Annotated in this window: 21 protein-coding genes; 11 read left to right on the top strand and 10 right to left on the bottom strand. The window is 65.1% G+C overall.

Translation table 11 applies throughout. The annotated features are described in order from the left end of the window. Positions 1 to 38 precede the first annotated feature (38 nt). Both IGS61_RS13025 and IGS61_RS13020 read left to right on the top strand, forming a co-directional pair. A complete protein-coding gene (locus tag IGS61_RS13025; RefSeq protein WP_230539957.1) occupies positions 39 to 683 on the top strand; it encodes a PadR family transcriptional regulator in 645 nt (214 codons plus the stop codon). Between the two features lie 23 nt (positions 684 to 706). Then, positions 707 to 1534, top strand: a complete 828-nt coding sequence (locus IGS61_RS13020) for a siderophore-interacting protein (RefSeq protein WP_230539956.1) — start codon at positions 707 to 709, stop codon at positions 1532 to 1534. Positions 1535 to 1666: 132 nt separating this feature from the next. On the opposite strand, the gene IGS61_RS13015 is transcribed toward IGS61_RS13020, so the two are convergent. Together IGS61_RS13015 and IGS61_RS13010 are read right to left on the bottom strand one after the other, a co-directional pair. After that, positions 1667 to 2251 (bottom strand): response regulator transcription factor, encoded by a 585-nt coding sequence (locus tag IGS61_RS13015; protein ID WP_230539955.1) that lies wholly within the window; start codon positions 2249 to 2251, stop codon positions 1667 to 1669. A 30-nt stretch (positions 2252 to 2281) separates the two neighbouring features. Further along, complete coding sequence (locus IGS61_RS13010; RefSeq protein ID WP_230539954.1) at positions 2282 to 4306, bottom strand: sensor histidine kinase; 2025 nt, start codon at positions 4304 to 4306, stop codon at positions 2282 to 2284. 145 nt (positions 4307 to 4451) lie between these two features. Here IGS61_RS13010 and IGS61_RS13005 point away from each other — a divergent pair, with 145 nt between their 5' ends. The 6 genes from IGS61_RS13005 to IGS61_RS12980 all read left to right on the top strand — a co-directional run bounded on the left by IGS61_RS13005 (position 4452) and on the right by IGS61_RS12980 (position 9516). After that, on the top strand, positions 4452 to 5444 hold the full coding sequence (locus IGS61_RS13005; protein WP_230539988.1) for a TRAP transporter substrate-binding protein: 993 nt from the start codon (positions 4452 to 4454) through the stop codon (positions 5442 to 5444). 117 nt (positions 5445 to 5561) lie between these two features. Next, positions 5562 to 6134: a TRAP transporter small permease gene (locus IGS61_RS13000; RefSeq protein WP_230539953.1), complete on the top strand. Its 573-nt coding sequence runs from the start codon at positions 5562 to 5564 to the stop codon at positions 6132 to 6134. Continuing rightward, a complete protein-coding gene (locus IGS61_RS12995; RefSeq protein ID WP_034746868.1) occupies positions 6131 to 7411 on the top strand; it encodes a TRAP transporter large permease in 1281 nt (426 codons plus the stop codon). The genes IGS61_RS13000 and IGS61_RS12995 overlap by 4 nt, the downstream gene beginning before the upstream one ends. 424 nt (positions 7412 to 7835) lie before the next feature. Then, a complete protein-coding gene (locus IGS61_RS12990; RefSeq protein WP_230539952.1) occupies positions 7836 to 8336 on the top strand; it encodes a methylated-DNA--[protein]-cysteine S-methyltransferase in 501 nt (166 codons plus the stop codon). Continuing rightward, positions 8333 to 9250: a site-specific tyrosine recombinase XerD gene (gene xerD / locus IGS61_RS12985; protein WP_257218035.1), complete on the top strand. Its 918-nt coding sequence runs from the start codon at positions 8333 to 8335 to the stop codon at positions 9248 to 9250. Before IGS61_RS12990 ends, xerD begins: the two co-directional genes overlap by 4 nt. Before the next feature lie 80 nt (positions 9251 to 9330). Beyond that, a complete protein-coding gene (locus tag IGS61_RS12980; RefSeq protein WP_076567759.1) occupies positions 9331 to 9516 on the top strand; it encodes a hypothetical protein in 186 nt (61 codons plus the stop codon). A 65-nt stretch (positions 9517 to 9581) separates the two neighbouring features. On the opposite strand, the gene IGS61_RS12975 is transcribed toward IGS61_RS12980, so the two are convergent. From IGS61_RS12975 to IGS61_RS12965, 3 genes are read right to left on the bottom strand one after another with little or no spacing between them, the layout of a single operon-like run. Further along, positions 9582 to 10859, bottom strand: a complete 1278-nt coding sequence (locus IGS61_RS12975) for a TolC family protein (protein WP_230539951.1) — start codon at positions 10857 to 10859, stop codon at positions 9582 to 9584. After that, entirely contained in the window at positions 10846 to 13950 is a 3105-nt protein-coding gene (locus IGS61_RS12970) for an efflux RND transporter permease subunit (RefSeq protein WP_230539950.1), read from the bottom strand. Before IGS61_RS12970 ends, IGS61_RS12975 begins: the two co-directional genes overlap by 14 nt. Next, positions 13943 to 15067, bottom strand: a complete 1125-nt coding sequence (locus IGS61_RS12965; RefSeq protein WP_230539949.1) for an efflux RND transporter periplasmic adaptor subunit — start codon at positions 15065 to 15067, stop codon at positions 13943 to 13945. Before IGS61_RS12965 ends, IGS61_RS12970 begins: the two co-directional genes overlap by 8 nt. A 228-nt stretch (positions 15068 to 15295) precedes the next feature. Here IGS61_RS12965 and IGS61_RS12960 point away from each other — a divergent pair, with 228 nt between their 5' ends. Together IGS61_RS12960 and IGS61_RS12955 are read left to right on the top strand one after the other, a co-directional pair. Continuing rightward, on the top strand, positions 15296 to 15976 hold the full coding sequence (locus IGS61_RS12960) for a response regulator transcription factor (RefSeq protein ID WP_230539948.1): 681 nt from the start codon (positions 15296 to 15298) through the stop codon (positions 15974 to 15976). Next, positions 15969 to 17366, top strand: coding sequence for a sensor histidine kinase (locus IGS61_RS12955; RefSeq protein WP_230539987.1), 1398 nt, complete (start codon positions 15969 to 15971; stop codon positions 17364 to 17366). Before IGS61_RS12960 ends, IGS61_RS12955 begins: the two co-directional genes overlap by 8 nt. Here IGS61_RS12955 and IGS61_RS12950 read toward each other — a convergent pair. From IGS61_RS12950 to IGS61_RS12935, 4 genes are all read right to left on the bottom strand, one after another. Continuing rightward, the gene (locus IGS61_RS12950) at positions 17358 to 17666 is read right to left on the bottom strand and encodes a hypothetical protein (RefSeq protein ID WP_230539947.1); all 309 of its coding nucleotides are present in this window, start codon (positions 17664 to 17666) and stop codon (positions 17358 to 17360) included. The genes IGS61_RS12955 and IGS61_RS12950 overlap by 9 nt on opposite strands. A 2-nt stretch (positions 17667 to 17668) precedes the next feature. Continuing rightward, the gene (locus IGS61_RS12945) at positions 17669 to 18388 is read right to left on the bottom strand and encodes an MgtC/SapB family protein (RefSeq protein ID WP_205412515.1); all 720 of its coding nucleotides are present in this window, start codon (positions 18386 to 18388) and stop codon (positions 17669 to 17671) included. 361 nt (positions 18389 to 18749) lie between these two features. Beyond that, the gene (locus tag IGS61_RS12940) at positions 18750 to 21869 is read right to left on the bottom strand and encodes an efflux RND transporter permease subunit (protein ID WP_230539946.1); all 3120 of its coding nucleotides are present in this window, start codon (positions 21867 to 21869) and stop codon (positions 18750 to 18752) included. Positions 21870 to 21872: 3 nt separating this feature from the next. Then, positions 21873 to 23105, bottom strand: a complete 1233-nt coding sequence (locus IGS61_RS12935; protein ID WP_230539945.1) for an efflux RND transporter periplasmic adaptor subunit — start codon at positions 23103 to 23105, stop codon at positions 21873 to 21875. Between the two features lie 376 nt (positions 23106 to 23481). Here IGS61_RS12935 and IGS61_RS12930 point away from each other — a divergent pair, with 376 nt between their 5' ends. Beyond that, positions 23482 to 26013: a sensor domain-containing protein gene (locus IGS61_RS12930; RefSeq protein WP_230539944.1), complete on the top strand. Its 2532-nt coding sequence runs from the start codon at positions 23482 to 23484 to the stop codon at positions 26011 to 26013. Here the strand turns inward: IGS61_RS12930 and IGS61_RS12925 are convergent. Beyond that, entirely contained in the window at positions 26010 to 26972 is a 963-nt protein-coding gene (locus IGS61_RS12925; RefSeq protein WP_230539943.1) for an endonuclease/exonuclease/phosphatase family protein, read from the bottom strand. The two genes, IGS61_RS12930 and IGS61_RS12925, sit on opposite strands and share 4 nt — an antisense overlap. Between the last annotated feature and the right edge of the window lie 24 nt (positions 26973 to 26996).

Below are 26996 nucleotides of genomic sequence, written 5' to 3'. Positions count from 1 at the left end.
GTCGATACCTACTAACGATATATCTTTAAAGAGAAAACATGAGAAACTCACACCACGCAGAACACGGCCATTGCGGCCAACATCACCACCACCATCACGGCGAGCATCGCCACGAACACAACCCTGATTACTTCATGCATGGCCGCGGTCCGCGCGGCTTCGACGAGCGCGGCGACGGCATGGGCGGCGGTCCTGGCGGGCGGGGCGGCCGCGGCGAACGTGCCGAGCGCGTTTTCGGCCGCGGCGACTTGCCGCTGATCGTGCTGGCGCTGATCGAAATCAGCCCCCGCCACGGCTATGAAATCATCAAGGCCATCGAAGAGCGTTGCGGCGGCGCCTACGCCCCCAGCCCCGGGGCCGTGTATCCGACATTGACCTTGCTGGAAGAGCAGGACCATGTGACGTCCTCCGAAAGCGCCAGCGGCAAGAAGCTTTACACGATCACGGACCTGGGCCGTGCGTATCTCGACGAGAACCGCGCCCAGGTGGACGGCATCCTGGCCCGCCTCGACATGTTTGCCCGCGTCCAGGCGCGCAATGCCTTGCCCGAGCGCGTGCGCCAGGCCATGCACACCCTCAAGCATGCGCTGTTGCTGAACAAGACCAGCTGGAGCGAGGCGGAAGCCGAGCGTGTCTCCGCCGTGCTGGAACAGGCGGCGAACGCCATCGTCGACGGCCACTGAGCCCACTTTACAAGGACAAGCACATGACCACTGCACCACAAACAGCACCCCGCCCGCACGCCATCGAGCGCGTGCGCCACGATTTGAAATTGCGCGTGCTCACCGTCGTGCGCACCGAGCAGCTGACGCCGCACATGCGCCGCATCACACTGGCGGGCGATGACCTGGACGGCTTTGTCTCGCCCGCGCATGACGATCACGTGAAACTGTTCTTCCCCGCGCCGGGCCAGGCCACGCCCGTGTTTCCCGTGCTGGGTAACGGCGCCAACCCGATCCAGTACGCGGAAGGGCCGCGCCCCATCGCCCGCAACTACACGCCGCGCCGCTACGACGCCGCACGGCGCGAGCTGGAAATCGACTTCGTGCTGCATGGCGACGGGCCTGCATCGCTGTGGGCGGCGCAAGCGGCGCCCGGCCAGACCCTGGGCGTGGGCGGCCCGCGCGGCTCCATGCTGGTGCCGCTCGACTTCGACTGGTATGTGCTGGTGGGCGACCAGACGGCCTTGCCGGCCATCGCCCGCCGCCTGGAGCAGCTGCCGGCCACTGCGCTGGCTATCGCCGTGATCGAGATCGTCGAAGACGGCGAGCAGATCGCGCTCGAGTGCGCGGCGCAGTTGGATGTGCGTTGGGTGGCGCGCAATGGCCGCAAGGGACCGCTGCTGCTCGACGCCTTGCGCCAGATCGCGCTACCGTCAGAGGGAGATGGCTACGTGTGGGTGGCGTGCGAGCATGCGCAGGTGCAGGGTTTGCGCGGGCATTTCATCGACGCCGGGGTGCCGAAGCAGCATCTGCACGTGGCCAGTTACTGGAAGCATGGGGCGGCGGAGCACCATGAGCATCACGATGCGTGATGGTAGTGGTGTCGGGTTACGCGCTTTGCGCTAACCCGACCTACGCCGACCTACGTTGCAATATACGGCGTAGGTTGGATTAGCGGCGCGCAAGCGCCGCGTAATCCAACATCACCGCAATTATTACCGCAACTACTTCAACAACCCCGCCAGCTCCACCGCCGTCTTGACCTGCATCTTGTCGAAGATATGCGCGCGGTGGACTTCCACGGTGCGCATGCTGATGCCCAGCTTGTCGGCCACCACCTTGTTCATCTTGCCCGCCAAAATCAGGTCCAGCACTTCGCGTTCGCGCGTCGACAGGGTGGCCAGGCGCGCGTGCACGGCGGCCAGTTCGCCGGCCTGGCGCGAGTTGGCCAGGCCCTGCTGCACGCGGTCCATCAGGTCGTTGTCGTTGAACGGCTTTTCAAAGAAGTCGAAGGCGCCCCGTTTCAGGCTGTCGACGGCCATCGGCACGTCGCCGTGGCCGGTGAGGAAAATCACGGGCAGGCGCGCCGTCAGGTCGCGCTTGACCAGCTGGTCGAACATGGCGATGCCGTTCATGTCGGGCATGCGCACGTCGAGCAGCACGCAGTCGCCGGCGGCGTCGAAGCCGCCGTCGAGGCTATCGAGGAATTGCTGGGCGCTGGCGTAGCTGCGCGCCTCGATGCTGCGCGAGGCGGCCAGCCAGGACAGGGAGTCGCGTACGACCTCTTCGTCGTCGATAATGTGTAGCATGGTGTCTCCGGCTTGTCGTTTCGTTATTCGTTATGCGTTATTGCCTGGTGCGGCGTGCGGCGCGGCCGGCACGCTGAAGGTAAAGATGGTGCCGCCAGCGGGATTGGCGCCGAAGGTCAGCGCGCCGCCGTGAAATTCGATGGCGGTGCGGCAGATGTTCAGGCCCATGCCCATGCCTTCGGACTTGGTCGAGAAAAACGGCGAAAACAGCCGCTCGGCCACGTCCATCGGGATGCCGTGGCCATGGTCGATCACGTCCACCGTCACCATGCCTTGCTGCGCGTCGTGGCTGGCCCGCAGGCGCATGATACGCCGTCCCGGCGCCGCGTCCTGCATCGCCTCGATGGCGTTGCGCGTCAGGTTCAGCAGCACCTGCTCGATCATCACGGGGTCGGCGCGCAGCAGCGGCAGGTCCGGCGGCAGCTCTTCCTGGATGGTGACATAGTATTTGCGCGCCTGCAGGTCGATCAGCGCGCGGATGCCGTCGATCAGGGTGCGGATGGCGATATCCTGGCGCTGCGGCTCGCTCTTGCGCACGAAATCGTGCACGCTGCGGATGATCTGGCCGGCCCGCTGCGCCTGCGCGCTGGCCTGCTCCAGCGCCGGTTTCAATGTATTCGGCTCGACGGGGGTACCGCTGTCGATGGCGCGGCGGATCAAATTCAAGGCCCCTGTCGTGTAGCTGGAAATGGCCGCCAGCGGCTGGTTCAGTTCATGCGCCAGCATCGACGCCAGCTCGCCCATGGTGGCCAGGCGCGAGCTCGTTTGCAGCTTTTCCTGCTGCTGGCGATTGAGTTCCTCGACGCGCTTGCGGTCCGAGATGTCAAGCACGGAACCCATCCAGCCCGTCTGCTGGCCGTTCTTGTCCACCAGCGGCGCCTCGAAGATCAGCACGGGCACGCGCGTGCCGTCCGGGCGCTGGAAATAGGTTTCGAACTGCGGCGTGGGATTGCCTGCCAGGGCCTTGACGAAGCGCTGCTGGTATTCCTCCAGCGCCTCCGGCACCCAGTAGGGCATGGGCGGCAAACGCCCGAGGATTTCCTCGGGCGGATAGCCGACGATCTGGCAAAACGCGGGATTCACGTAGGTGACTCTTCCTTCCAGGTCGCGCGCGCGCATGCCCGTCACCAGCGAGTTTTCCATCGCCGTGCGAAACAGCATCTGCTGGCGCAGCGCGCCTTCGGCCACCAGGCGGCGCGAAATGTGGCGCCACAGGGCCAGCAAGCTCCATAATAAACCCAGCGACAGGGCGATGACGGAGCCGACCAGCAGATTGGGCAGCAGCTTGGGCTGGCTTTTCACGCTGTCGGTAAACAGCGTGATGCTGGCGCCGGGCACGTCGAGGGCGCGCTTGTGCGTGTACACGCCGTGGCCGGGACCGGCGGCGGCGCGCCGCGCCAGCACCTTGTCGTCGCGGTCGATCAGCGAAATCTGGTTATCCTGCGCGAACCACCACGGTACCATTTCATCGAGCAGGCTGCTGATCTGATAGGTGGCCACCAGGCTGCCGACATAGCGCTGACCATCGAACAGGGGCTGGTGGTAGTCCATCAGCATGGCGCCCGGCGGCGCGTCGGGAAAGCCCGTCTGCTGCGAGGGCTGGGCGTACTGGCCCCGGTGCAGGCGGCGCGCATTGTCGGCCGCCGTCAGCGAGGCGGGAGAAAACGCCAGGGCGTGCGGCGGATTGCTGTCGCTGGTGGCCAGCACCTTGCCGCTCGTGTCGAGCCACAGCACGCGCTGCAATTCGCGGCCATTGCGCAGCATCTGCTGCAGCCGTTCGTGCACTTTTTCCGCCGACAGGGAGCCGCTGGCGATGTCCACGCCCAGGTTGAACAGGCTTTCCTCGTTGCGCGCCAGCTGGAAACGGATGGTTTGCTCGACCCACAGCGTGTCGGCGATCAATTGCTCCTGGCGCTCGTTGCTTTCCATCTGGCGCGCCTGCCAGGGCAGCCAGAACAGGACGGAGAGGAACAGCAGCAGCAGGATGACGGGCAGCAGCCAGCGCATCGGACTCGATAGCTTGAAGCGGCGCGCAAGGGTGGGGGGAGTCGGCATGGCTGGCAGGGTAGCGGCTTATCGGGAAGCGGCTATTGTGGTTAACCACAATAGCCGAGGCAGTTTCTTTGGCACAATATTCAAATAGACAAATAATAAAGTTTTTCTAAAAACCACTCAGGAGACAAAAATGCAACTGCCACCAATGAAAACCCTGTTCGTCGCACTGTGCGCGGCCATCGGCGCCACCGCCGGCGTCCATGCCTATGCGCAAGCGCCCATCGTCATCAAGTTCAGCCACGTCGTGGCGACGGACACGCCGAAAGGCCAGGCCGCCGAACGCTTCAAGCAACTGGCCGAAAAAGCCACGAATGGCAAGGTCAAGGTCGAACTCTACCCGAACAGCCAGCTGTACAAGGACAAGGAAGAACTCGAAGCGCTGCAGCTGGGCGCCGTGCAGATGCTGGCGCCGTCGTTGGCCAAGTTCGGCCCGCTGGGCGTGAAGGAATTTGAAGCCTTCGACCTGCCCTACATCTTCCCTACCAAGACGGCGCTGTACAACGTCACGGAAGGTGAAATCGGCAAGAGCCTGCTGAAAAAGCTGGAACCCAAGGGTATCACGGGCTTGGCCTACTGGGACAATGGCTTCAAGGTGATGTCGGCCAACAAGCCGCTGCACACCCCGGCCGATTTCAAGGGCCTGAAAATGCGCATCCAGTCGTCGAAGGTGCTCGACGCGCAGATGCGCGCGCTGGGCGCCAACCCGCAGGTGCTGGCCTTCTCGGAAGTGTATCAGGCGCTGCAGACGGGCGTGGTCGACGGCACGGAAAACCCGCCATCGAATATGTACACGCAAAAGATGCATGAAGTGCAAAAGCACGTGACCGTGTCCAACCACGGCTACCTGGGCTATGCCGTCATCGTCAACAAGAAATTCTGGGATGGCTTGCCGCCCGATATCCGCGGCCAGCTGGAAAAAGCCATGCGCGAGGCGACCACGTTTGAGAAAGCCATCGCCCAGCGCGACAACGACCAGGCCCTCGACGCCATCAAGAAAGCGGGCAAGACGCAGATCTACACGCTGACGGTGCAGGAACAGGCCGAGTGGCGCAAGGCGCTGGCGCCCGTGCAGAAGGCCATGGAAGGGCGCATCGGCAAGGATCTGATCTCGGCCATCAACAAGGAAAGCGCGAAGTAAGCCGCGCTGGCCGCGCCACCGGGCGCGGCTTTCAGGGACATCCCTGTCTTTCTGCAGCAACGGCACCTGCGCGTCCTGCGCGGGTGCCAGCGTACCCGCATTCTTTGAAAGTCCACCATGAAATTTCTGGATCACCTGGAAGAGTGGCTGATCGCGTCCCTGATGGGCGCAGCCACCTTCATCATCTTCGTGGCGGTCGTGCACCGCTACCTGGCAGGCTTGCCGATACCGGGCCTGCAAGACTTCCTGATTCAAATCAACACCAGCTGGGCCCAGGAGCTGTGCATCTACATGTTCGTCTGGATGGCCAAGTTCGGCGCCGCGTATGGCGTGCGCACGGGCATCCACGTGGGCGTCGACGTCCTGATCAACCGCATGAACCCCCGCTGGCGCGACCGTTTCATCGTCTTCGGCCTGGCCGCCGGCGCCCTGTTTACCGGTATCGTGGGCACCCTGGGCGCCAGCTTCGTGTGGTCTATCGGCCACACGGACCAGACTTCGGCCGACATGGAAGTACCGATGTGGCTGGTCTACCTGGCCGTGCCGCTCGGTTCCTACCTGATGTGCTTCCGTTTCCTGCAGGTAATGGTGCATTTCATCAAGACGGGCGCCCTGCCAAAACACGACCACTCGCATGTCGAGGGCCTGGAAGACGAACTGACGGCGGAAGAAAAAGGAGCCAAGGCATGAACGCGCTGATTATTTTTGTGCTGCTGCTGGCGCTGATGCTGACCGGCATGCCGATCTCCATCTCGCTGGGCCTGACAGTACTGACGTTCCTGTTCACCATGACCAGCGTGCCCATCGAATCGGTGGCCCTGAAGATCTTCACGGGCATTGAAAAATTCGAAATCATGGCCATCCCGTTCTTCATTTTGGCGGGTAACTTCCTCACGCATGGCGGAGTGGCGCGGCGCATGATCAACTTCGCCAGCTCCATGGTGGGACACTGGCACGGAGGCCTGGCGCTGGCCGGCGTGATGGCGTGCGCGCTGTTTGCGGCCGTCTCCGGCTCCAGCCCCGCCACCGTGGTGGCGATCGGCTCCATCATCCTGCCGGCCATGGTCAAGCAGGGCTATCCGCGCGGTTTCGGCGCCGGCGTCATCACCACCTCGGGTGCGCTGGGCATTCTGATTCCGCCATCGATCGTGATGGTGATGTATTCCGTCAGCACGAATACCTCTGTTGGCAAGCTGTTCATGGCGGGCGTGATTCCCGGCATGATGCTGGCCATGCTGCTGGGTCTGACGACGTGGTTTTTGGCGCGCAAGCACAACTATCCGCGCATGAAAAAGGCCAGCTGGGGCGAGCGTTTCGTCACGTTCAAGAAAAGCGCCTGGGGCCTGCTGCTGATCGTCATCGTCATGGGCGGCATCTATTCAGGCGCCTTCACGCCGACGGAAGCGGCCGCCATGGCTGCCGTGTACGCCTTCATCATCGCCGTCTTCGTCTACAAGGACTTGAAGATCAAGCAAGTGGGCAAGGTCTTGCTCGATTCGGCCGCCATGTCGGCGATGCTGTTGTACATCATCACGAATGCCGTGCTGTTCTCGTTCCTGATGACCAGCGAAAACATCCCGCAGGCGATGGCGGAATGGATCACGGGCAAGGGCCTGGGCGTGATCAGCTTCTTGCTGGTGGTCAACGTGCTGCTGTTGTTGGCTGGTAACGTCATGGAGCCGTCGTCCATCGTGCTGATCATGGCGCCGATCCTGTTCCCCGTCGCCATGAAGCTGGGCATCGACCCCGTGCACTTCGGCATCTTGATCGTGGTCAATATGGAAGTCGGCATGTGCCATCCGCCCGTGGGCCTGAACCTGTACGTGGCGTCCGGCATCACCAAGATGGGCATCTCGGAGCTGACCGTAGCCGTGATGCCGTGGCTGCTGACGATGCTCGCCTTCCTGGGCTTGATTACCTACGTACCACAAATCTCGCTGTGGCTGCCAAATTTAATTTACAACTAAAACAGTTGTCCCCGTCATGGTGCAAAAAAAGTCGATCCGGCCGAATAAATGCGCTATGATGGGCAGCCTTAAGGGGAAACACGTATATGCATATACGCCCCGGTAGCAAGGCTGAAATACAGAATTGGCAACAAGGTTAGTGGGGGAGTGGTCTATAAAAACGGTATTGATACCGGGGATATATTGAGGAGACACACGTTTCACAGAAGTTGTTGAGTCATAGCTGTCTGCGGCCACAAGCCGGCACCGGCGGACCCAAACGACCGGGAACGTGAAGCAATATTTGAAGCGCACCGACTGGTGCGCTTTTTTTTCGCGCGCAGGAAACGTCCGCCGGCACGCCCAAAGTCGGTGCATAATTCCCGTGGCGCCGTTTCCGCGCCGGCAGGTTGCATATATGCCACACTTGAATAATGATCAGCAGATGAAAAAACAACAGGGCAGTGAACTGTTCAGCGCCATCGTGGCCGCGCCGTTCGGCGCCATGGGCGTGCGCGCGCAGGATGGCCAGTTGCGCGAACTGGTGTATTTGCCGCCGCACTTCGACGAGAAAGCGCCGCAGGATGCCGTCTCCGAACGGGCGTGCCAGCAACTGGCGCGCTATTTCCGCGACCCCGATGCACCGTTCGACTTGCCGCTGGCCGCTTCGGGCAGCGCCTACCAGCAACGCGTATGGGCGGAGATCGCCGGGATTCCGCGCGGCCAGGTGCGCACGTATGGCGACGTGGCGCGCCTGATCGGCTCGGCCCCGCGCGCCGTGGGCCAGGCCTGCGGCGCCAACTGGTTTCCCGTGGTGATTCCCTGCCACCGCGTGACGGCCGCCGGCGGCCTGGGCGGCTTTGCCCATCACGACGATGCGACGGGATTCCACCTGGGCGTCAAGCGCTGGCTGCTGGCGCATGAAGGCGTGGAAGCGTACCGATGATGAACAGCCTGCTGGCGCCCGACAACGCCACCCTGATCGACGAATTCTGCGACAGCCTGTGGCTGGAAGACGGCCTGTCGAAAAACTCGCTCGATGCCTACCGGCGCGACATGCGGCTGTTCGCCCGCTGGCTGGAAGTGGCGCGGCCCGGGCGCGAGGGGCTGTACGAGGTATCCACGGCCGACATCGAGGCGTATTTCGCCGCCCGCCACGACGAGAGCAAGGCGACCTCGTCGAACCGGCGTCTGTCCGTGCTCAAGCGCTTTTACCAGCTGGCGCTGCGGCACAAGCATATCGCCGCCGACCCGTGCCTGAAGATGGTGTCGGCCAAGCAGCCGGCGCGCTTCGTGCACACCTTGAGCGAAGCGCAGGTGGAAGCCTTGCTGGCGGCGCCCGACGTGAGCACACCGCTGGGCTTGCGCGAGCGCACGATGCTCGAACTCATGTATGCGAGCGGCTTGCGCGTGTCGGAACTGGTGGACTTGCAATCGGTGGAACTGAGCCTGAACGATGGCGTGCTGCGCATCACGGGCAAGGGCAGCAAGACGCGCCTGGTGCCGTTCGGCGAACAGGCGCGGCTGTGGATCGAGCGCTACCTGAAGGAAGCGCGCGGCGTCATCCTCGACGGTCAGATGGATGACGCGCTGTTCGTCACGCGGCGCGGGGGCGCCATGACGCGGCAAATGTTCTGGGTCATCATCAAGAAACACGCGCTGAACGCGGGCATCACGGCGCCGCTGTCGCCGCATACCTTGCGCCACGCGTTCGCCACGCATCTGCTGAACCATGGCGCGGACTTGCGTGTTGTGCAATTGTTACTGGGGCACTCTGATATTTCCACCACGCAAATTTACACGCATGTGGCCCGCGAACGGCTGAAACTGCTGCATGCGCAGCATCATCCGCGCGGCTAAACATTTGGTGTTTGGTCCAATTACGTCATAATGTGCCCTATGTGCTTATCTGTAACAATAAAAAACTAAAGAGGTAGTAAATGGCCAAGACAAATTTCCAATACGAAAAACGGCAAAAAGAGCTGGAAAAGAAGAAGAAAGCCGAGGAAAAAGCCAGACGCAAGCTGGAAGCGAAGAACAATCCGAAGCCGGCCGACGGTGAAGAGGGTGCCGAGGGTGAAGAGCCTGAAGCGGACGACACCGACGCTCCCGCCCAGCCGCAGTAATTCCCCGTTCCTGACGACCGGTGCGGCATCGCCGCGCCGGTCTCCCCGCGTTTCCCCTTCCTCCGCTACAAGCGCGGCCGCTGGCCGATCGCCAGTTGCAGCTGCGTGCTGGCATTGGCAGCATCGGCGCGCGCCTGCACATAGCCCTGATACGCCTCATCGGCCGAACGCTGCGCCGCCAGCCATTCCAGCAGCGAGGCATTGCCACTGAAGTAGGACAGGCGCATGCCGTCGACCACCTTTTGCGCATCGACCAGCACGCCGTCGCGGTAGCGCGCCAGCCTGTCCTGCGCCGCACGCAGCTGCCGCTGCGCCGTGCGCACCTGCGTTTCCGCTTGCAGTTCCGCCTGGCGCAGGGCCAGCATCGCCTGCGTCACGCCCGCTTCGGCCTGCACCACGTCGCCCTTGTCGCGCCGCGACAGGGGGATCGGAATGGCCAGCGACACGCTCAAGGCGCGCGAGCGCGGCGACCCGTCGATGGGATTGCCGCTGGCGTCAAAACCGTCATGGTAGCCGCGCGCGGCGGCCAGGCCCACCGTCAGCGTGGGGTCGACGGCGCGGTTGGCGCGCACGAGCGCAGCGCCGTCGCGCAGATAGTCCACGGTGGCGCGGGCGATGCGCACATCGCTGCGCGCCTCGAGCGCCTGCGGCACCAGTACCGAGGCATCCCTGTTCTCATACGCGGCGAAGTCGCAGGCCAGCTGCGCGTCCGGAAACAGGCTGTCGAACTGGCGGCCCAAGGGGGGCGACAAATTCAACATGGCGCTGTCCGCCTCGCTGCGCGCCTGTGCCAGGTCGGCCTGGAACTGGTCGCGTTCCACGCGCGACTGCAGCAGCTCGATGCCGCCCACGTCGCCCGCCTTGCGCCGCACGGTATTCGCTTCGACCACCTTCGACAGGGCCGCCATGGTCTGCTCCTTGCGCGCGAGGACCTCGCGCGTGCGGCACGCTTCCGTGAACGCGGCGGCGGCCGTGCCATACAGTTCACTTCTGAAGCCAGCCACCGTCTCCTCGGCCAGCGCGACATGGCTCTGTGCGGATTTTAAGCGCGCCGCGCGCTTGCCGCCCGTCTCGATGGCCATGCTGATGGCGGGATTCCACGTGATGGGACGGTGTTCGACGCTGCGCACGGTCTCGCGCGTGGCGCCCAGGGTAAATTCGGGATCGGGACGCAGGCCGGCGATGCCGATGCCGGCCTTGGCCGAGACGATGTCTTCCTGCTGCGCCTGCAGTTCCAGGCTGTGGCTCTCCACCGCGGACAAATAGGTCTCGAAGGACAACGGGGCGGCGCTGGCGCAGGGGGCGATCAGCCAGGCCGCCAGCATTACATTAAAACGTGTCATGGTTCACTCCTTCGGTATCGATCCGGCGTTGCTGTACATACGCCTCGATCAGGTAATACAGGGCCGGCAACAGCAGCAGGGTCAGTGCCGTCGCCGTCAACAGGCCGCCCACCACGACGGTGGCCAGCGGGCGCTGCACGTCGCTGCCCAGGCCCGTGGCCAGCATGGCCGGTGTCAGGCCCAGGGCGGCCACGGTGGCCGTCATCAGCACGGGGCGCATGCGGTCACGCGCGCCTTCCAGCACGGCGTCGCGCAAGCTGTGGCCTTCGTCCGCGCGCAAGCGGTTGATCTGCGCCAGCATCAGCACGGCATTGAGCACGGCCACGCCGAACAGGGCGATGAAGCCGACGGCGCTCGACACATTCAGGGTCATGCCGCGCAGGTGCAGCGCGGCCAGGCCGCCCAGCATGGCCAGCGGCACGGCCAGCAAGACCAGCGCGGGCTGGCGCAGGTTGCGGAACTGGCCAAACAGCAGCAGGAACATGGCGCCCAGGGTCATCGGCAGGATCAGGGCAAATCGGCTTTGCGCGCGCTGCAGGTTTTCGAACTGGCCGCCCCATTCGACGCTGATGCGCTGGTGCTCGCCCGCCACGGCTTGCGCCACCAGCGGGCGCGCTTCGGCCAGGAAACCGGCCAGGTCGCGTCCGCGGGCATTGAGGCGCACGATGATGTGGCGCCGCCCCATTTCGCGCACGATCACGCTTTCGCCCGAGGTGGTGCTGATGGTGGCCACCTGCGCCAGCGGAATCCTGGCGCCGTTGGCGGCGTTGAGCATCAGGCTGGCGATGGCGTCCGGGCTGGAACGCGTGGCGAGCGGGAAGCGCACGGCGATGTCGTAGCTTTTCTCGCCCACGTACACCTGGCCGATGGGCGCGCCGCCGATGCCGGTGGCAATCAGGTCGGCCACGTCGGCCGCGTTGATGCCGTAGCGGGCCGCCTTTGCCCTGTCGAGTTCCACCTTCAGGTTGGGCAGCGGCGGCTCCACGTCCACCGCCACGTCGGAGGCGCCACGGACTGTTTTCAGCGCCTGCGCCACCCTGCCGGCGATGCCGCGCACTTCGTCGAGGTCGTCGCCGAAGATCTTCACCGTCAGGTCGCTGTGCGCACCCGACAATTTATCCTGCACGCCGTCGATCATCGGCTGCATGAAGGCCACCGTGTAGCCGGGCATGCGTGCGAAGCGCTCGCTCATCTTGGCGATCAGTTGCTGCTTGTTCATGCCCGACTTCCAGCTTTTATACGGATGCAGGCCCACGCTGGCCTCGATGTGCGACGGCGTCCAGTAATCGGTGCCGTCGTCGTTGCGCCCCGTCTGCGTGACGATGGTCGACACTTCCGGAAATTCCAGCGCGGCGCGCCGCAGTTCACTGGCCATCTCGGATGCCTTGTCCAGGGTGATCCCGGGCGGCATCTGCACCTGCAGCCACAGAGAACCCTCATCGAGGTAGGGTAAAAAATCGCGCCCGATGCCGCCGCCCAGGATGGCAAGCGCTGCGAGCGATCCTGCGCACACCATCGCCACCCAGCGCTTCTTGCCCACCATGCGATCGAGGAAGCGGCCATATGCTGCCGCCAGTTGTTCCAGCACGCGGTTATGGAAGGTGCGGCGCGGCTTGCGCAAGGCCAGCCAGGCCAGGCCCGGTATCAGCACCAAGGCCACCACCAACGCACCCACGAGTGCCGCGCCGACCGCATACGCCATCGGCGAGAACAGCTTGTATTCGATGCGCTGGAAGGCGAACAGGGGCAGGTAGGCGGCAATGATGACGGCCATGCCGAACATGATGGGGCGCGCTACCTGCAGGGTCGCCTCGATCGCGTCATGGATGGTGAGCGGCCGCTCCTGTTCGCGCTCGCGACGGCGCAGCATGTTTTCCAGCACCACCACGGAGCCGTCGACGAGGATGCCGAAGTCGATCGCGCCCAAGGACAGCAAATTGGCGGGAATTTTAAAGTGGTGCATGAAGATGAAGGCGATCAGCAGCGCCAGCGGGATCGTCAGCGCGACGATGGCGGCCGCGCGCGGGCTGCCCAGGAACAGCAGCAGCACCAGGGCGACCAGCAGCATGCCTTCGCCCAGGGTGTAGCCCACCGTGTGCAGGGTGGCGTCGATCAGCGAGCTGCGATCCAGGTAGGCGACCACCTTGACGTCTTTCGGCAGCACATTGGCATTCAGGTCATCGACGGCCGCATGGATGCCTGCCAGCGCCTCGGAGGGATTGAAATCCTTCAGCAGCAGAGTGATGCCCTCGATGGTGTCGGGATTGTTGTCCTTGCCGAGGATGCCGCGCCGCTCCACGTTGCCGTAGGCGAGCTTGCCCAGGTCCTTCACCAGCACGGGCACGCCGTCCTTGCTGCTGACGACCACGTTGCCCATGTCGTCCAGCGAATGCAGCAAGCCCACGCCGCGCACCACGTACGATTGCTGGCCGCGGTCGATGACGCTGCCGCCGCCGCTGATGTTGTTGGCGTTGATGGCGTCCTTCACCTGCGCCAGCGAAAAGCCGTAGCTGTCCAGTTTTGCGGGGTCGAGTTCCAGCATGAATTGCGTCGTCAGGCCGCCGAAATTGCTGACGTCGGCCACGCCGCGCACCTGCTGCAGGCGCGGAATCACGGTCCAGAACTGCAGCTCCGACAGTTCGCGCAGGGAGCGCGTTTTCGATTCCAGCGTGTAGCGGTAGATTTCGCCCGTGGGCGAGGTGTAGGGATCGAGCCCCGGCTTGGCCTCGTACGGCAGGTTCACGCTGGCGAGCCGCTCCTGCAGCCGCTCGCGCGTGAAGTAGCCGTCGCTGCCATCTTCGAACACCACGGTGATCAGCGACAGCGCGAACAGGCTGCGCGTGCGCAGCACATGCATGCCGGGCGTGCCCAGCAAGGCGCGCTCGAGCGGTATCGTGATCTGCTGCTCGATTTCCTCGGCGCCCAGGCCCGGCACCTGCGTGACGATCTGCGAGGTGACGTCGGCGATGTCGGGATAGGCTTCGATGGGCAGCTGCTTCCAGCTGTAGATGCCGTACAGGGTCACGCACAACAGTACCAGCCAGACGATGCCGCGCCGCTGGCAGCAGGTGGCGATGAAGCGGTCAATCATTGAGCAGCACTCCTTCCTTGACGACGATGCGTTCGCCCGCCTTCAGGCCGGAGACGATTTCCACCTGGTCGCCCCGGCTGGCGCCCACCTGCACCACGCGCGGTTCGAAACGCAGCGGGCCGCGTTCGACCATCACGCGCGTCACCAGACCGCTTTGCAGCAGCGCCGCCGCAGGCACCACCAGGCCGCGCCGGGTGGCGCCGGCGAAACCGGCGTGGGCGAACATGCCCGGCTTGAAAATGCCGCTGCGGTTGTCGATGGCCACGCGTACCTTGACGGTGCGCGTCTCGCTATCGAGCACGGCGCCCACATAGGCGACCTTGCCCTCAAAATCTTTGCCGGGCCAGGCGTCGAGCGTGATGCGGGCCGCCTGGCCGACGGCCACCTGCGCCAGGTTCCTTTCGGCCACGTTGGCCGACAGCCACACGGTGGAGAGATCCGCCACCGTCATGATGGGCGCGTTGATATCGTTCCAGTAGCCGCCTTGGGCGCCGCTCATCTCGATCACGGTGCCGGTGATGGGCGAGCGCAGGACGTAGTCGCGGCGCGAGCCGCCGGCGCTGGCGCCGTACTGTGCCAGCTTGTCGGCGCTGGCATGCGCATCGCTATTGGCCTGGTCGAAGGCCGCCTGGGCAGCCTCGTAATCCTTGTGCGCGGCGATCTCCGCCTCGAACAGGGTTTTTTGGCGCTGCAGTTCCTGGCGCGCCTGCAGCAGGGCGGATTTCGCCTTGCTGTCGTCCGCGTGCGCGGCGCTCAGCTCCGCCGAATCGAGGGTGAACAGGGCATCGCCGGCCTTCACGCTGTCGCCCAGAGCGCGCTGCAAGCGCGTGATGCGCCCGGCCAGGGGCGGCGTGATTTTCACCAGTTTTTCCGGCATGGCTACGATGCTGCCCGGCGCCTCCGTCTGCGTGGCGATCTCCTGTTCCTGCACGGGCGCGATCTGCAGGCGCCGGCGCAGCGGCGACATCCTGTCGACGGCGATGCTGCCGTCGTCCAGATGCATCGATTGGACGGGCGGCGTGGCTGCCGCCGTCGGTTTGGCGCAGCCGGCCAGGGCCGAGCAGGCGAGAGCGAGGGCGCAGCTGGCGCCCAGGGCGTTGCGGGTGGTCGTGTTCATCCCGTGTTTCCTTGTTATTGATGGTGATGGGGCATGCGTGGATGCCGTGCCCAGGCGGGCGGTCAGAGGGGAGCGCGGGCAGCGGTATGACAGCGCCGGAAAAGCATAGCAATGTGCTCCTGAAGAAGCGCCCAAGAACGCCTGAATCATTCTTCAGGTTCGGTGTGCGCATGGTGCGGCGCGGTAAAATGCCAGCATGGAAAACAAGGCGCGACGCGAAAGGCAGGCATGAGAATCCTCCTGGTGGAAGACGACCGCAAGGCGGCGCGCCTGCTGGCGCGTGGCTTGCAGGAAGAAGGTTTTGTCGTCGACGTGGCGCACAGCGCGGAAGAGGGCGAGGACGAAAGCTACGCCGTCGACTACGACGTGATCGTGCTGGACTGGATGTTGCCGGGCAAGCAAGGCATCGATTTTTGCCGCGACTTGCGCGCGCGCGGCATCCAGACGCCCGTGCTGATGCTCACGGCGCGCGACGCCACGGTCGACCGGGTGGCGGGCCTGAACACGGGCGCCGACGATTACCTGACCAAACCGTTCGAATTCGAGGAGCTGCTGGCGCGCATCCGCGCCTTGCTGCGCCGCTCCGACATCAGCCGTCCGCTGGTGCTGGCGCTGGCCGACCTGACGCTCGATCCCGTCAGCCACCAGGCGACGCGCGCCGGCGCGCCGCTGGTGCTGACCCCCAAGGAATACGCGATTCTATTGATCCTGCTGCGCCAGGCGGGCGAAGTGGTCAGCCGCGCGCGCCTGGCCGAGCAGATCTGGCAGGCGGACCTGATCGGCATCGACAATCTGATCGACGTCCACGTGCGCAATTTGCGGGGAAAAGTGGATGCACCTGGCCTGCCGCCGTTGATCCACACGGTGCGCGGACGCGGCTTCCGCCTGGCGGAAAACCATGATGGCTAGCTTTCGCAAGCGATTGCTGCTGGTGCACCTGGCCGTCATCCTCGCCATCGTCGCCTGCACGGCGCTGGCCGGCTACTGGGGCTTGTCGCGCGCCGTGCATGGCCAGCTCGATGCGGCCCTGCTGGCGCTGGCGGAGACGGAAATGGCCATGCTGCCGGCCGCGCCGCGCCAGCCCGTGCAGGTGCACGAGGTGGCGCCGGGCCTGGCGCCACCGTCGTTGACGCGGCTGGACCGCCTGGTGCAGATCATCGATGGCGAGGGGCGCGTGCTGGCGCGCAGCCGCAACCTGGAGGCGGCGCAGCTGCCGGCGCCGGCAGCCCTGCTGGCGCGCCTGGCGGCCGGCGAGACCGTCTTCGAGACCCTGCCCAAGTTCGGCGAGGAGCCGCTGCGCATGGTCTCGATTCCCGTGCCATCGTCCGGTTCGCGCCTGGCGGTGCAGGTGGCCGGTTCGCTCGACGACACGAATCACGTGCTGGCCGCGGCCACCGTGCTGTTTGGCGCCATGGCGTTGGCCTTGCTGGCGGCCGTGGGGCTGGCCGGCGAAATGCTCACGCGCCGCGTGCTGGGCGCCATCGACGACGTGGTGGACCAGGCGCATTCGATCGGCGAGGCCAGCCTGCACCAGCGCCTGCCCCATCCCGGCACGCAGGATGAAATCGGCCGCCTGGTCGATACCCTGAACGCCATGCTGGACCGCCTGGAACACGGCTACGATGCGCAGCGCCGCTTCACGGCCGACGCCTCGCATGAATTGCGCTCGCCCCTGTCGCGCCTGCGCACGGAAATCGAAATCACCCTGCGCCGTCCGCGCGAAGCGCCCGAGTATGTCGATGCGCTGGCGTCCTGCCTCGATGAAGTGCAGCGCCTGACGACCCTGGTGGAAGAATTGCTGATGCTCACGCGCCTGGACGTGGGGCAGGAGCGCAATGCCGTGGAAACCATCGCGCTCAACCCGCTCGTGCGGGCGGCCGCGCAGCGGCTGGAAAAGACGGCGGCGCAGCGCGGCATCCGCATCGTCTTCGATGACAGCGTGGCCGTGCAGGCCAGGGTGGCGGCCGGCCCCGTGGACCTGGTGCTGGCCAATCTGCTCGATAACGCCGTGAAGTTTTCGCCGCCCGGAAGCAGCATCACCGTGCACGTGGCGCGCGAGGGCGAACATGCCCTGGTCGGCGTGGCGGACGCGGGGCCGGGCATCGGCGTGGAAGACTTGCCGCATCTGTTCGAGCGTTTTTACCGGGGCGCCCAGGCGCGCGCGGGCGAGGCGCCCGGTTTCGGCCTGGGCCTGGCCCTGTCGCAGGCCATCGTGCACGCGTATGGCGGGCGCATCGAGGCATGCAACCGCCCGCAAGGCGGCGCGCTGTTCACCATGCGCCTGCCGGCCTCAGAGTGAAGGGGCGACGCCTTCCCAGCGCACCTGCCGCACTTGCGGCCAGGCGCCAGCGCGGTTGACGAAGCGCACCAGCACGGCGCGCTGCACGGCCTGGCACAGCACCGTGGCGATCAGCCGCACCACTTGCCTAGCCGCGTCCCAGCTGCGCAGCATCTGCGACGGCGCCAGGCCCGCGCCTTGCAGTTCGGCCAGCAGCAGGCGCACCACGTGGTCGGCTTGCGCCGCCGGGCAGGTGACGGTCAGGCGGTAGGTGGCCACGACGGGGCCGCGCCGGGCAAACCAATGGAAGAATTTTTTCATCATCATACTCCCCGTTCGGCGACAAATTCCGCGTTGTTCACGAGCGCCCAGCGCACGGCCGAAACGCTGCCTTCCAGGCTGACCTGGCTGACGATCTGCTCCAGCAATCCCAGGCTGGACAAGGGCGTGAGCAGGTCGGCCCGCACTTCGATGCGCCCGGCGTGCGCCGCATCCTCGCTGTGCAAGGATTGCAGCATCAGGGCCGGCATGCCGCTGATCAGGCGCAGCATCAGCTTGCGCACCTGGACTTCCTGCTCCGCCTCGCACACGGCCGTCACGCGGTAGATGCTTTCCGTCTCGATGCCCGCTTCGCTGCCGTGGGCGTTGATGCGTTGCGCCAGGTGGCGCAGCACCAGGTTGGCGATCAGCACGAAGCCTGTGCCGATGGCCGCTTCCAGCGCAAACCCCAGGCCGCACAGGATGCCGATGGCGGCCGAGCACCACAGGGTGGCGGCCGTGTTCAGGCCGCGCACCGTCATGCCTTCTCGCATGATGACGCCGGCACCGAGAAAACCGATGCCCGACACCACCTGCGCGGCGATGCGCATATGGCCAGAGGCATCGCCTTCGAGCACGGAAACCATCACGAACAGCGAGGCGCCGACGGACACCAGCGCATTCGTGCGCAGGCCCGCCATGCGCTGGCGCAGCTGGCGTTCGGCGCCGATCATGGCGCCCAGGGTCAATGCTGCGGCAACGCGCAGCGCAAAATCAAATACCACCATCAGTTTCTCCCGGCTGGGGAGGAACAGGCGAGTGCAAGGGCGAAGACAATCCGCCCGCAAGGGGGCAGCAGACGATCACGGTGGAACGATGAGGGGGAAGTGGCGGCGAGAGAGTACTGCCGCTGGTAAAACCGCACCTTGCCGAGGGCAGGGCGGGCGGAATGCGCGCGTCTTGCCTAAGGCCGATCGCCGATGGTCAATCGACTACTGTCACTGGAACAAGCACCCACGAGTCACTCCATATCATTGATAACGGGGACAGTCTAGCCAGTGGGGCCGCTTTGGTCAACTGAAGCTCTCTTCAGGAAGCCGCCGCGTCGTCCCCGCCAATGCGGGGACGGTGAAGGCGACCGGTCAATCAGTGGGCGTGTGCTTTGCCGTCGTCGGTGGATTCGGCATGCGCATGCTCGCCGCCGCCGAAGAAACGCGCGGCGCGCTTGCCCAGGCTGTCGAGGTAGGTGTAGGCGACGGGCACCACCACCAGGGTGAGCAAGGTCGAGGTGATCACGCCGCCGATGACGGCGCGGCCCATCGGCGCCTGCGATTCTCCGCCGTCGCCCATGCCGATGGCCATCGGCAGCATACCGAAGACCATCGCCAGGGTCGTCATCAGGATGGGGCGCAAGCGTACTTGCCCCGCTTCCATCAGCGCCTCGAACTGCCCCAGGCCTTCGCGCTGGCGCTGGTTGGTGAAGTCGACCAGCAGGATCGCATTCTTGGTGACCAGGCCCATGAGCATGATGAAGCCGATCACGGAGAAGATGTTCAGGGTACTGCCCGTGATCAGGAGGGCCAGCAGCACGCCGATCAGGGACAGCGGCAGCGACACCATGATGGCGATCGGCTGCAGGAAGCTGCCGAACTGCGATGCCAGCACCAGGTAGATGAAGATCACGGCGATCCCCAGCGCCATCATCGCGCCGCCCATGGTTTCGGCCATCTGCTGCGCATTGCCGGCCACGTCGAAGCGCACACCCGGCGGCAGGTCGATGGACTTGATGGCCTTTTGTACGTCGGCGTCGACGTCGCCGGCAGGGCGGCCCTGCACGCCCGCATAGATGGCGACCCGGCGCTGCAAGGCCTGGCGTTTGAGCACCTGCGGGCTCGATGACGGCACGAAGTCGACCACCTGGCGCAGCGGAATCATGACGGGCTTGCCGTTTGCGTCAAGCTTGCTGGACGCCAGCGACAGGTCGGCCAGGTCGGCCACTTTCTGACGGCCCGATTTCGGCAGCTGCACGTTGACGTCGTAGTTTTGCCCGTCGCTGGCTAACCAGTGGCTGACCGTGTCGCCCGCCACGAACGGCCGCAGGGCATTGCCGATCTGCTGCACCGACAGTCCCAGGTCGCTGGCCAGTTCGTTGTTGATCTTCACCGTGGTCGACGGATTGGCGCCTTCCTGGCTGTATTCCATGTCGGCCAGGCCCTTGATGTTGCGCATCTTGTCCATCAGGGTGTGCGCCACGGCATCGAGCTTGCCTTCGTCGGTACCGAGGATGGCGATGAAGATGGGGCGCTGGCCGACGGACAGGGTGATGCCGGCAATCGGCGCCAGGCGTTCGCGGATCAGCTTTTCCAGTTCCTGCTGCGAGCGGCGCTTGTGCGTCTTGATGTCCGTCAGTTTCAGGTTCACGTCGGCCGCATTGCGTCCATCCTGGGTGCCCACGTTGGCCACCAGGCTGTCGATCTCGGGAAATTCCTTCAGCGCCGTTTCGATCTGGCGCACCTTGGAATCCGTGTATTCGAGGCTGGAGCCGACGGGCGTCTTGAAGCGCAGGTTGACCCAGCCCTGGTCCGTTTCCGGGAACATCTCGCCGCCGATCATCGGCACGAGCATCAGGCTGCCCGCGAACAGGGCCACGGCCGTGGCCAGCGTGGTCTTGCGCCAGCGCAAGGCGACAGCCAGCACCTTGCCGTACCATACGTGCAGGCGGTCGATGCCCGTCTCGATCCAGGCCATGAAGCGGCCCAGCCACGGCGCGTACTTGAAGCGGTCCTTGACGGGATCGCGCCAGACGGACGACAGCATGGGGTCGAGCGTGAAGCTGACGAACAGCGATACCAGCACGGCGACGGCCACGGTGATGCCGAACTGCAGGAAGAAGCGGCCGATGATGCCGTCCATGAAGGCGACGGGCACGAACACGGCGACGATGGCGAACGTGGTGGCCATCACGGCCAGACCGATTTCATTGGTGCCGTCGTTGGCCGCCTTGTAGTGGTTCTTGCCCATGCCCAGGTGGCGCACGATGTTTTCGCGCACCACGATGGCGTCGTCGATCAACAGGCCGATGCACAGCGACAGCGCCATCAGGGTCAAAAAGTTCAGGGTGAAGCCGAAGGCCTTCATGGCGATGAAGCTGGCCAGCACGGAGATCGGCAAGGTCAAGCCCGTGATGATGGTCGAGCGCCACGAGTGCAGGAACAGGAAGACGATCACCATGGTCAGCACGGCGCCTTCGATGATGGTGCGCTTGACGTTATTGAGCTGGCTTTGCACGCGTTCCGACTCGTCATCGAGCACGCGCAGGGTGATATCGGGCGGCAGCGTTTTTTGCAGGTCGGCCGCCACTTTCAGGATGCCGGTGCCCACTTCGACCACGTTGGCGTCCTGCACCTTGGTGATTTCCATGGTCACGGCTTGCTGGCCGTTCATGCGCGAAATCGACAGTTCTTCCTGCTCGCCGTCGACGACGGTGGCCACCTGGTCCAGGTAGACGGGGCCGACGGCGCGGCGCGCGACGATGATCTTGCCGAATTCGCGCGCATCCTTGATCTTGCCTTCCACGCGCACCAGCTGTTCGGCCGCGCCATGGCTGATGGAGCCGGCCGGCAGATTGGTATTCGTCGCCTGGATGGCGCGGATGACTTCATCGACGCCGATGCCCTGGGCATTGAGTTCGATCGGTTTCATGCTGATGAGGATCTGGCGCGCGCGCAGGCCGCGCAGCTTGACTTGCCCCACGCCGGCCACGCCCTGAAAACGCTTGCTGATGATCTGTTCCGTCATGGTCGACAGCGAGCGCAGGTCATGCCCCGTCGAGGTCAGCACGATGGTGGCGATGGGGCGCTCGTTGTCGCCCTCGGCACGGGCGATGAACGGGTCCTTGGCTTCCTTCGGGAAGCGCGGACGGACCAGCGCCACCTTGTCGCGCAAGTCCTGCATGGCCTTGTCCATGTTGGTCGACAGCTCGAATTCCAGGTAGACGCCGGCGCGTCCTTCCCACGAGTTGGCGCGGATGGTCTTGATGCCGCTGACGGTATTGACGGCGTCCTCGATGGGGCGCGTGATGTCGTTTTCCACGGCTTCGGGCGAGGCGCCCGGGTAGTTCACTTCGATGGCGGCGAACGGAAATTGCACGCTGGGCATGCTCTCCACGCCCAGGCCCCGGTAGGAGAAGATGCCCAGCACCACCAGCGCCACCATGACCATGGTGGCGAAGACGGGGTTTTGAATACTGACTTTGGTCATCCACATGGCTTAATCCTTCCGTGCCAGCACGGCCGCCGGCGCGGCGGGTGTCGCTGATTGCGTGGCGAAGGTCACGCCGTGGCCCGGTTTTACGCCATCGAGTCTGGCGATGATGACTTTCGCGCCCGGCACCAGGCCCGATTTGACTTCCGCATAGCCTTCATCCTCGTTGCGCAAGCCCAGGGTGACGGGCTGGGCGACGACCTTGTTGCCCACCAGCGCATACACGACGGGGCCCTGCTTTTCGTTGCGCACGGCCGTCAGCGGCACCAGCGGCGCGACGATTGATCGCTCGGTGACGATGCTGCCCTTGGCGAACATGCCGCCGCGCAGCGCGCCATCGCCATTGTCGACGGCGATGTAGACGAGCATGGCGCGCGAGCCGCTCTCGGTGGTGGGATTGATGCGCGTGACCTTGCCGGCAAAGTCGCGCGCGCCGAAGCCGTCGACCTTGAAGCGCACTTCCTGGCCCAGCTTGATGCGGGGAATCTCTGCGCTGGGCACGGGCGCTTCCAGGGTCAGCTGCGCCAGGTTGACGATGGTGTAGACGGGCATGTCGGGCGAGACTTTTTCGCCCGCCTGCAGGTGGCGCTTGCTGACGATGCCGGCCATCGGCGCGCGGATCACCGTGTCGGCCAGCGCGATGCGGGCGATGTCGACCATGGCGGCGGCGGACTTGACGCTGGCGCGCGCCAGGTCGACGGAATTCTGTGTCGTGTCGTAGGCCGTTTGCGAAATGTATTTTTGCTTGAGCAGCGCCTGGCTGTTCGCCTCGTTCTTGGCCGCCATGGACAGGCGCGCCTGCGCTTCGTCGAGCATGGCTTGCTGCTGCGTCAGGCGGGCGCGCTGGTCTGCCGCGTCGAGGCGCACGAGGATTTGTCCGTTGGCCACTTGCTGGCCTTCCTGCAAGGTCGTCTCCTGGATCACGCCGGAAACCTTGGCCTTGATGGTGGCCTGGGTCACGGGCGCCAAGGAGCCGGACAAGGGCAGGCTGATTGCCAGCGCGCGCGCATCGATGGCGGCCACGTCGCCCTGCGCCAGTTCATGCACGGGGGATTTTGCCTGCTGCTTCTTCTTGCTGGCTTGCTGTTCGGCAGCCTTGGCGGCTTGTTGCTTCGACTGCATCACCGTCCAGCCGCCGCCGGCCAGGCCCAGCACGACGAGGATCAAGAGGGGCATGCGCCAGCGCCGGCGGCGCGTGGCGGCAAGAGGGGAGGCGGGGGGCAGGGTCTCGTTTTTCATAGGTTTTTTCAGGAGCGGCGCAGGGTTTCGGCGCCAGGTCTCGGTGCGGCCGGCCTGCGGCGGGCCGGGGGGAATTCGGGTAGCGCATCACCGTGGCGGCCGCAGACAGCACGCCTGCCGCTGCGGCCGTTCACGGCGATGCGCATGTTGCCACTTTAGGAAGATTCAAGTCCGGCCGCCATCGCCGTGCGACAGATTGCACAAAATCGGGGCTGGAATGCAGAAAACGGCGACTGAAGACCGATACGGCATGCGACGATGCTTGAGCATCCTCAATGAGCCGATTCGCCGGCGCGCAAGAATGGCAGTGATGGTTGCGCCACCGGACGGGCCGCTCGGTCGCCGGTTGCGGTGTGGCCGCGCCACGGGGGGCCTGATGTCAGACCGGATTGCCGCAGCCGCCCCGTCGCCGGGCCGTTTGCTTGCCGCCGCGCCGGATGCAGGACCGGCCGCCAGGGCGCTCGACTTGCTGTCCATCATCGTCGCTGCCGTCGAACAGGCGCCTGGCCTGGCCGTGCGCGGCATCGACCGCGACGGCATCGTGCGCTACTGGAGCTTTGGCGCGGCGCGCCTGTATGGCGTGCCGGCCGAACTGGCCCTGGGCCAGGCCTGGGCCGGCGTGGCCGCCGCCTTGCCGCAAGGCCAGGGCGGGTTCGACGACGGCCACGCGGAACTGGCGGCCGTGTGGGACAGCGGCAAGGCGCGCGGCATGCGCCTGTGGAAGCTCGATGCCGACGGCGCCGCGCCGCGCTGCATCTGTTCCACCGTGTTTCCTGTCATGCAGTCCGGCAGCGTGCGGCAAGTGGTCTGCATCGATGTCGACATCACGGCCAGCGGCCAGGATGGCGCGGCGCAGGGCGCCTTGTTGCTGATGGGCGACAATTTCCGCCAGTTGTACGACAAGTCCGCCGACGCCATCGTGCTGCTGCGCGACGAGCATATCGCCGAGGCGAATCCGGCCGCCATTGCCCTGTTTCAATGCGAAGACCGGCCACGGCTGCTGGGGCGCCGCCTCAGCGATTTTTCACCGTTGCGCCAGCCCGATGGCCAATTGTCCTCGTTGCGCGGCACGCAGATGGCGGCGCAGGCGCACGCGGACGGCAATTGTCGCTATGACTGGCGCTATCAGACGTGCCTGGGGGAACTGTTCTGGGGCGAAGTGCTGCTCACCTCCGTCACGCTCGACCACACCTATCTGTTTTACGCCGTGATCCGCGATATTTCTTCCCGTAAATTGGCCGAGCAGGCGTGGCACCTGTCGGCGCAGGTGGTGGAGCACGCACGCGAGGCCATCGTCGTGCTGGACCCGCAGCAGCGCGTCGTCAGCATGAATCCCGCGTACAGCGAGATCAGCGGCTACAGCCTGGACGACATGCTGGGCAAGCACTTCATCCTGCACGGCATGGAGCCGGACACGCCGGCATTTTTCGAGCCCGTGTGGGATGAAGTCGATGCGAATGGCTATTGGCAAGGCGATATCGTGGGCCAGCGCAAGGCGGGCGGGCGTTATCCGGCCTGGCTGTCGCTGACGGCCATCCGCGACCCGCAGGGGCAATTGAGCAATTACCTGGCCATCCTCAGCGATATCAGCGAGCGCAAGAAGAACGAGGAGCACACGCGCCACCTGGCCGAGCACGATTTCCTCACCGACTTGCCGAACCGGGTGCTGCTGCTGGACCGGCTGTCGCTGGCGCTGGCGGCGGCGCGGCGCAAGCTGAGCATGCTGGCCATTCTGTACCTGGATCTCGATCACTTCAAGCACATCAATGACAGCATGGGCCACCACGTGGGCGACTTGCTGCTCAAGGAGGTGGCGCGGCGCCTCGTGCGCTGCGTGCGCGGCGTCGACACGGTCAGCCGGCATGGGGGCGACGAGTTCGTCATCATCCTGGCCGAGGTGGGCGGCATCGACCAGGCGGCCCATGTGGCGGCCAGCCTGCTGCATGCCGTCACGCAGGTGTACCAGCTGGGCGGCTATGAGCTGCAGGTGTCGGCGTCGATCGGCGTGGCCATCTTTCCCAGCGATGGAGACAATATTGAGAGCCTCGTGCACAACGCCGACATCGCCATGTACCACGCCAAGGAAAGCGGGCGCAACAATTTCCAGTTTTTCAATGCCGAAATGAATGCGCAAATCGTCGAGCGGGCCAGCCTGGAGCACGGCTTGCGCGAAGCGCTGGGGCGCGATGAATTCGTGCTCGAGTTCCAGCCCGCGCTGGACGTTGCCAGCGGGCAAATCGTCGGCGCCGAAGCCTTGTTGCGCTGGCGCCACCCGCAACTGGGCGTGCTGCCGCCCGAGCGCTTCATCGCCGTGGCCGAGGAGTGCGGCTTGATGGTGTCGATTGGCAACTGGGTACTGCGCCACGCCTGCCTGCGCGCACGCGCCTGGCACGATGCGGGCCATGCCTGGAGGGTGGCCGTGAACCTGTCGCCGGCGCAATGCCAGCACAATAATTTATTGCTCAGCGTGCAAGAGGCGCTGGCCATGTCGGGCTTGCCCGCCGGCTGCCTGGAACTGGAAGTGACGGAGTCCTTGCTGATGAAGGGCGGCGCGCGCCTGGCCGGCGTGCTGGCGCAGCTGCGCGCGCTGGGCGCCAGGCTGGCCATCGACGACTTCGGCACCGGCTATTCGCGCCTGGCCAATCTGCGCCATTACCCGGTGGATAAACTCAAGATCGACCCATCCTTCCTGCCCGCCGCGGCGGACGACGCGGCAGGCGAGTCCGACACGGCCGTCGCCGCCACCATCATCGCCATGGCGCGCGAGCTGCAATTGACGGTGATCGCGGAAGGCGTGGAAACGGCGCAGCAGCTCGCGTATCTGCGGGCGCAGGGCTGCCAGCAATACCAGGGGCGCTTTGCCAGCGCGCAAGTGGCGGGCAGTGTGCTGGCGAAGTTATTGAATTAGTTAATGTTTCCCAGCAGCTTGATGCGCATCAAGACCTGGCCATGGTCGGAGGCATGCGGCAGGCCCAGCAGCAAATGGTCGTTCAGGTAGTTCACATCGAGCACGGCGCCGATGGCGCGCGGCGAGGCGGCGTGGAAATGCTCGGACACGAGGATGTGGTCGATCGTCATGTAGGCGCTGTCGTGGATATTCGTGTAGCCCGCGTGGCGCGCCGCATCCTGGCGCAGGGCGATGGCGTTGGCGTCGTACAGGCGCGCGCGCATTTCCATGCCCGGTTCGCACGGCGCGCCCGCGCCCATGACGATGGACGTGGTGACGGCATTGGCGATGTCGTTGAAGTCGCCCAGCACGATGCGGGGACGGCCGCTGTGACCCAGTTCGCTTGCCAGCACGCGCAGGGCCACCGCTTCCGCGCCGCGCCGCTGCAGCGAGCGCAGGTTGGCCAGCGCGTAGGCGATGGCGTCGTTGCCGTCGCCATGGCGGTAGTCGGGCCGGCGCGATTTCAGATGCACGACGACCACGTCGGTGAGTTGTCCTCCCGGCAAGAGCAGCTGCACGTGCAGCGGTGCGCGGGCGAAGCGGCAGGCATTGTCGTCGGCGGACGCGGTCACGCCGGCCGGAAAATCCGTCCAGGCAACACCGGCGCCCGCCAGCGGCAAACGCGACACGAGCGCCACCGTGGGCAGCATGCGTCCGGCAATATCCGTCGCATCGTAGCCGGCCAGGGTGGCTTCGCGGTAATGGCGCGTGCGCGACAGCACGTCGCGCAGGGCCGCTTGCGAGAAAATTTCCTGGAAGGCGATCACGTCCGCGTCGAGCAGGTCGATCTGCCGCGCCGTCCATTCCGCCTTGGCTGCGTATTGCGCGGGGCTCAACGGTTCCAGGTTGTCATACAATTTTGCCCCGGCGGGGGCCAGGTTGCAGACATTGAAGGTGGCAAAGCGGATTTCTTGCTGCATAATTAGGACTCCTCACTGAACGAT

This window comes from Janthinobacterium sp. FW305-129 (assembly GCF_020858115.1).
Classification (GTDB): Bacteria; Pseudomonadota; Gammaproteobacteria; order Burkholderiales; family Burkholderiaceae_D; genus Janthinobacterium.
Note: the sequence above shows the minus strand (reverse complement) of the source record. Positions and strands in the feature narration are given on the sequence as shown.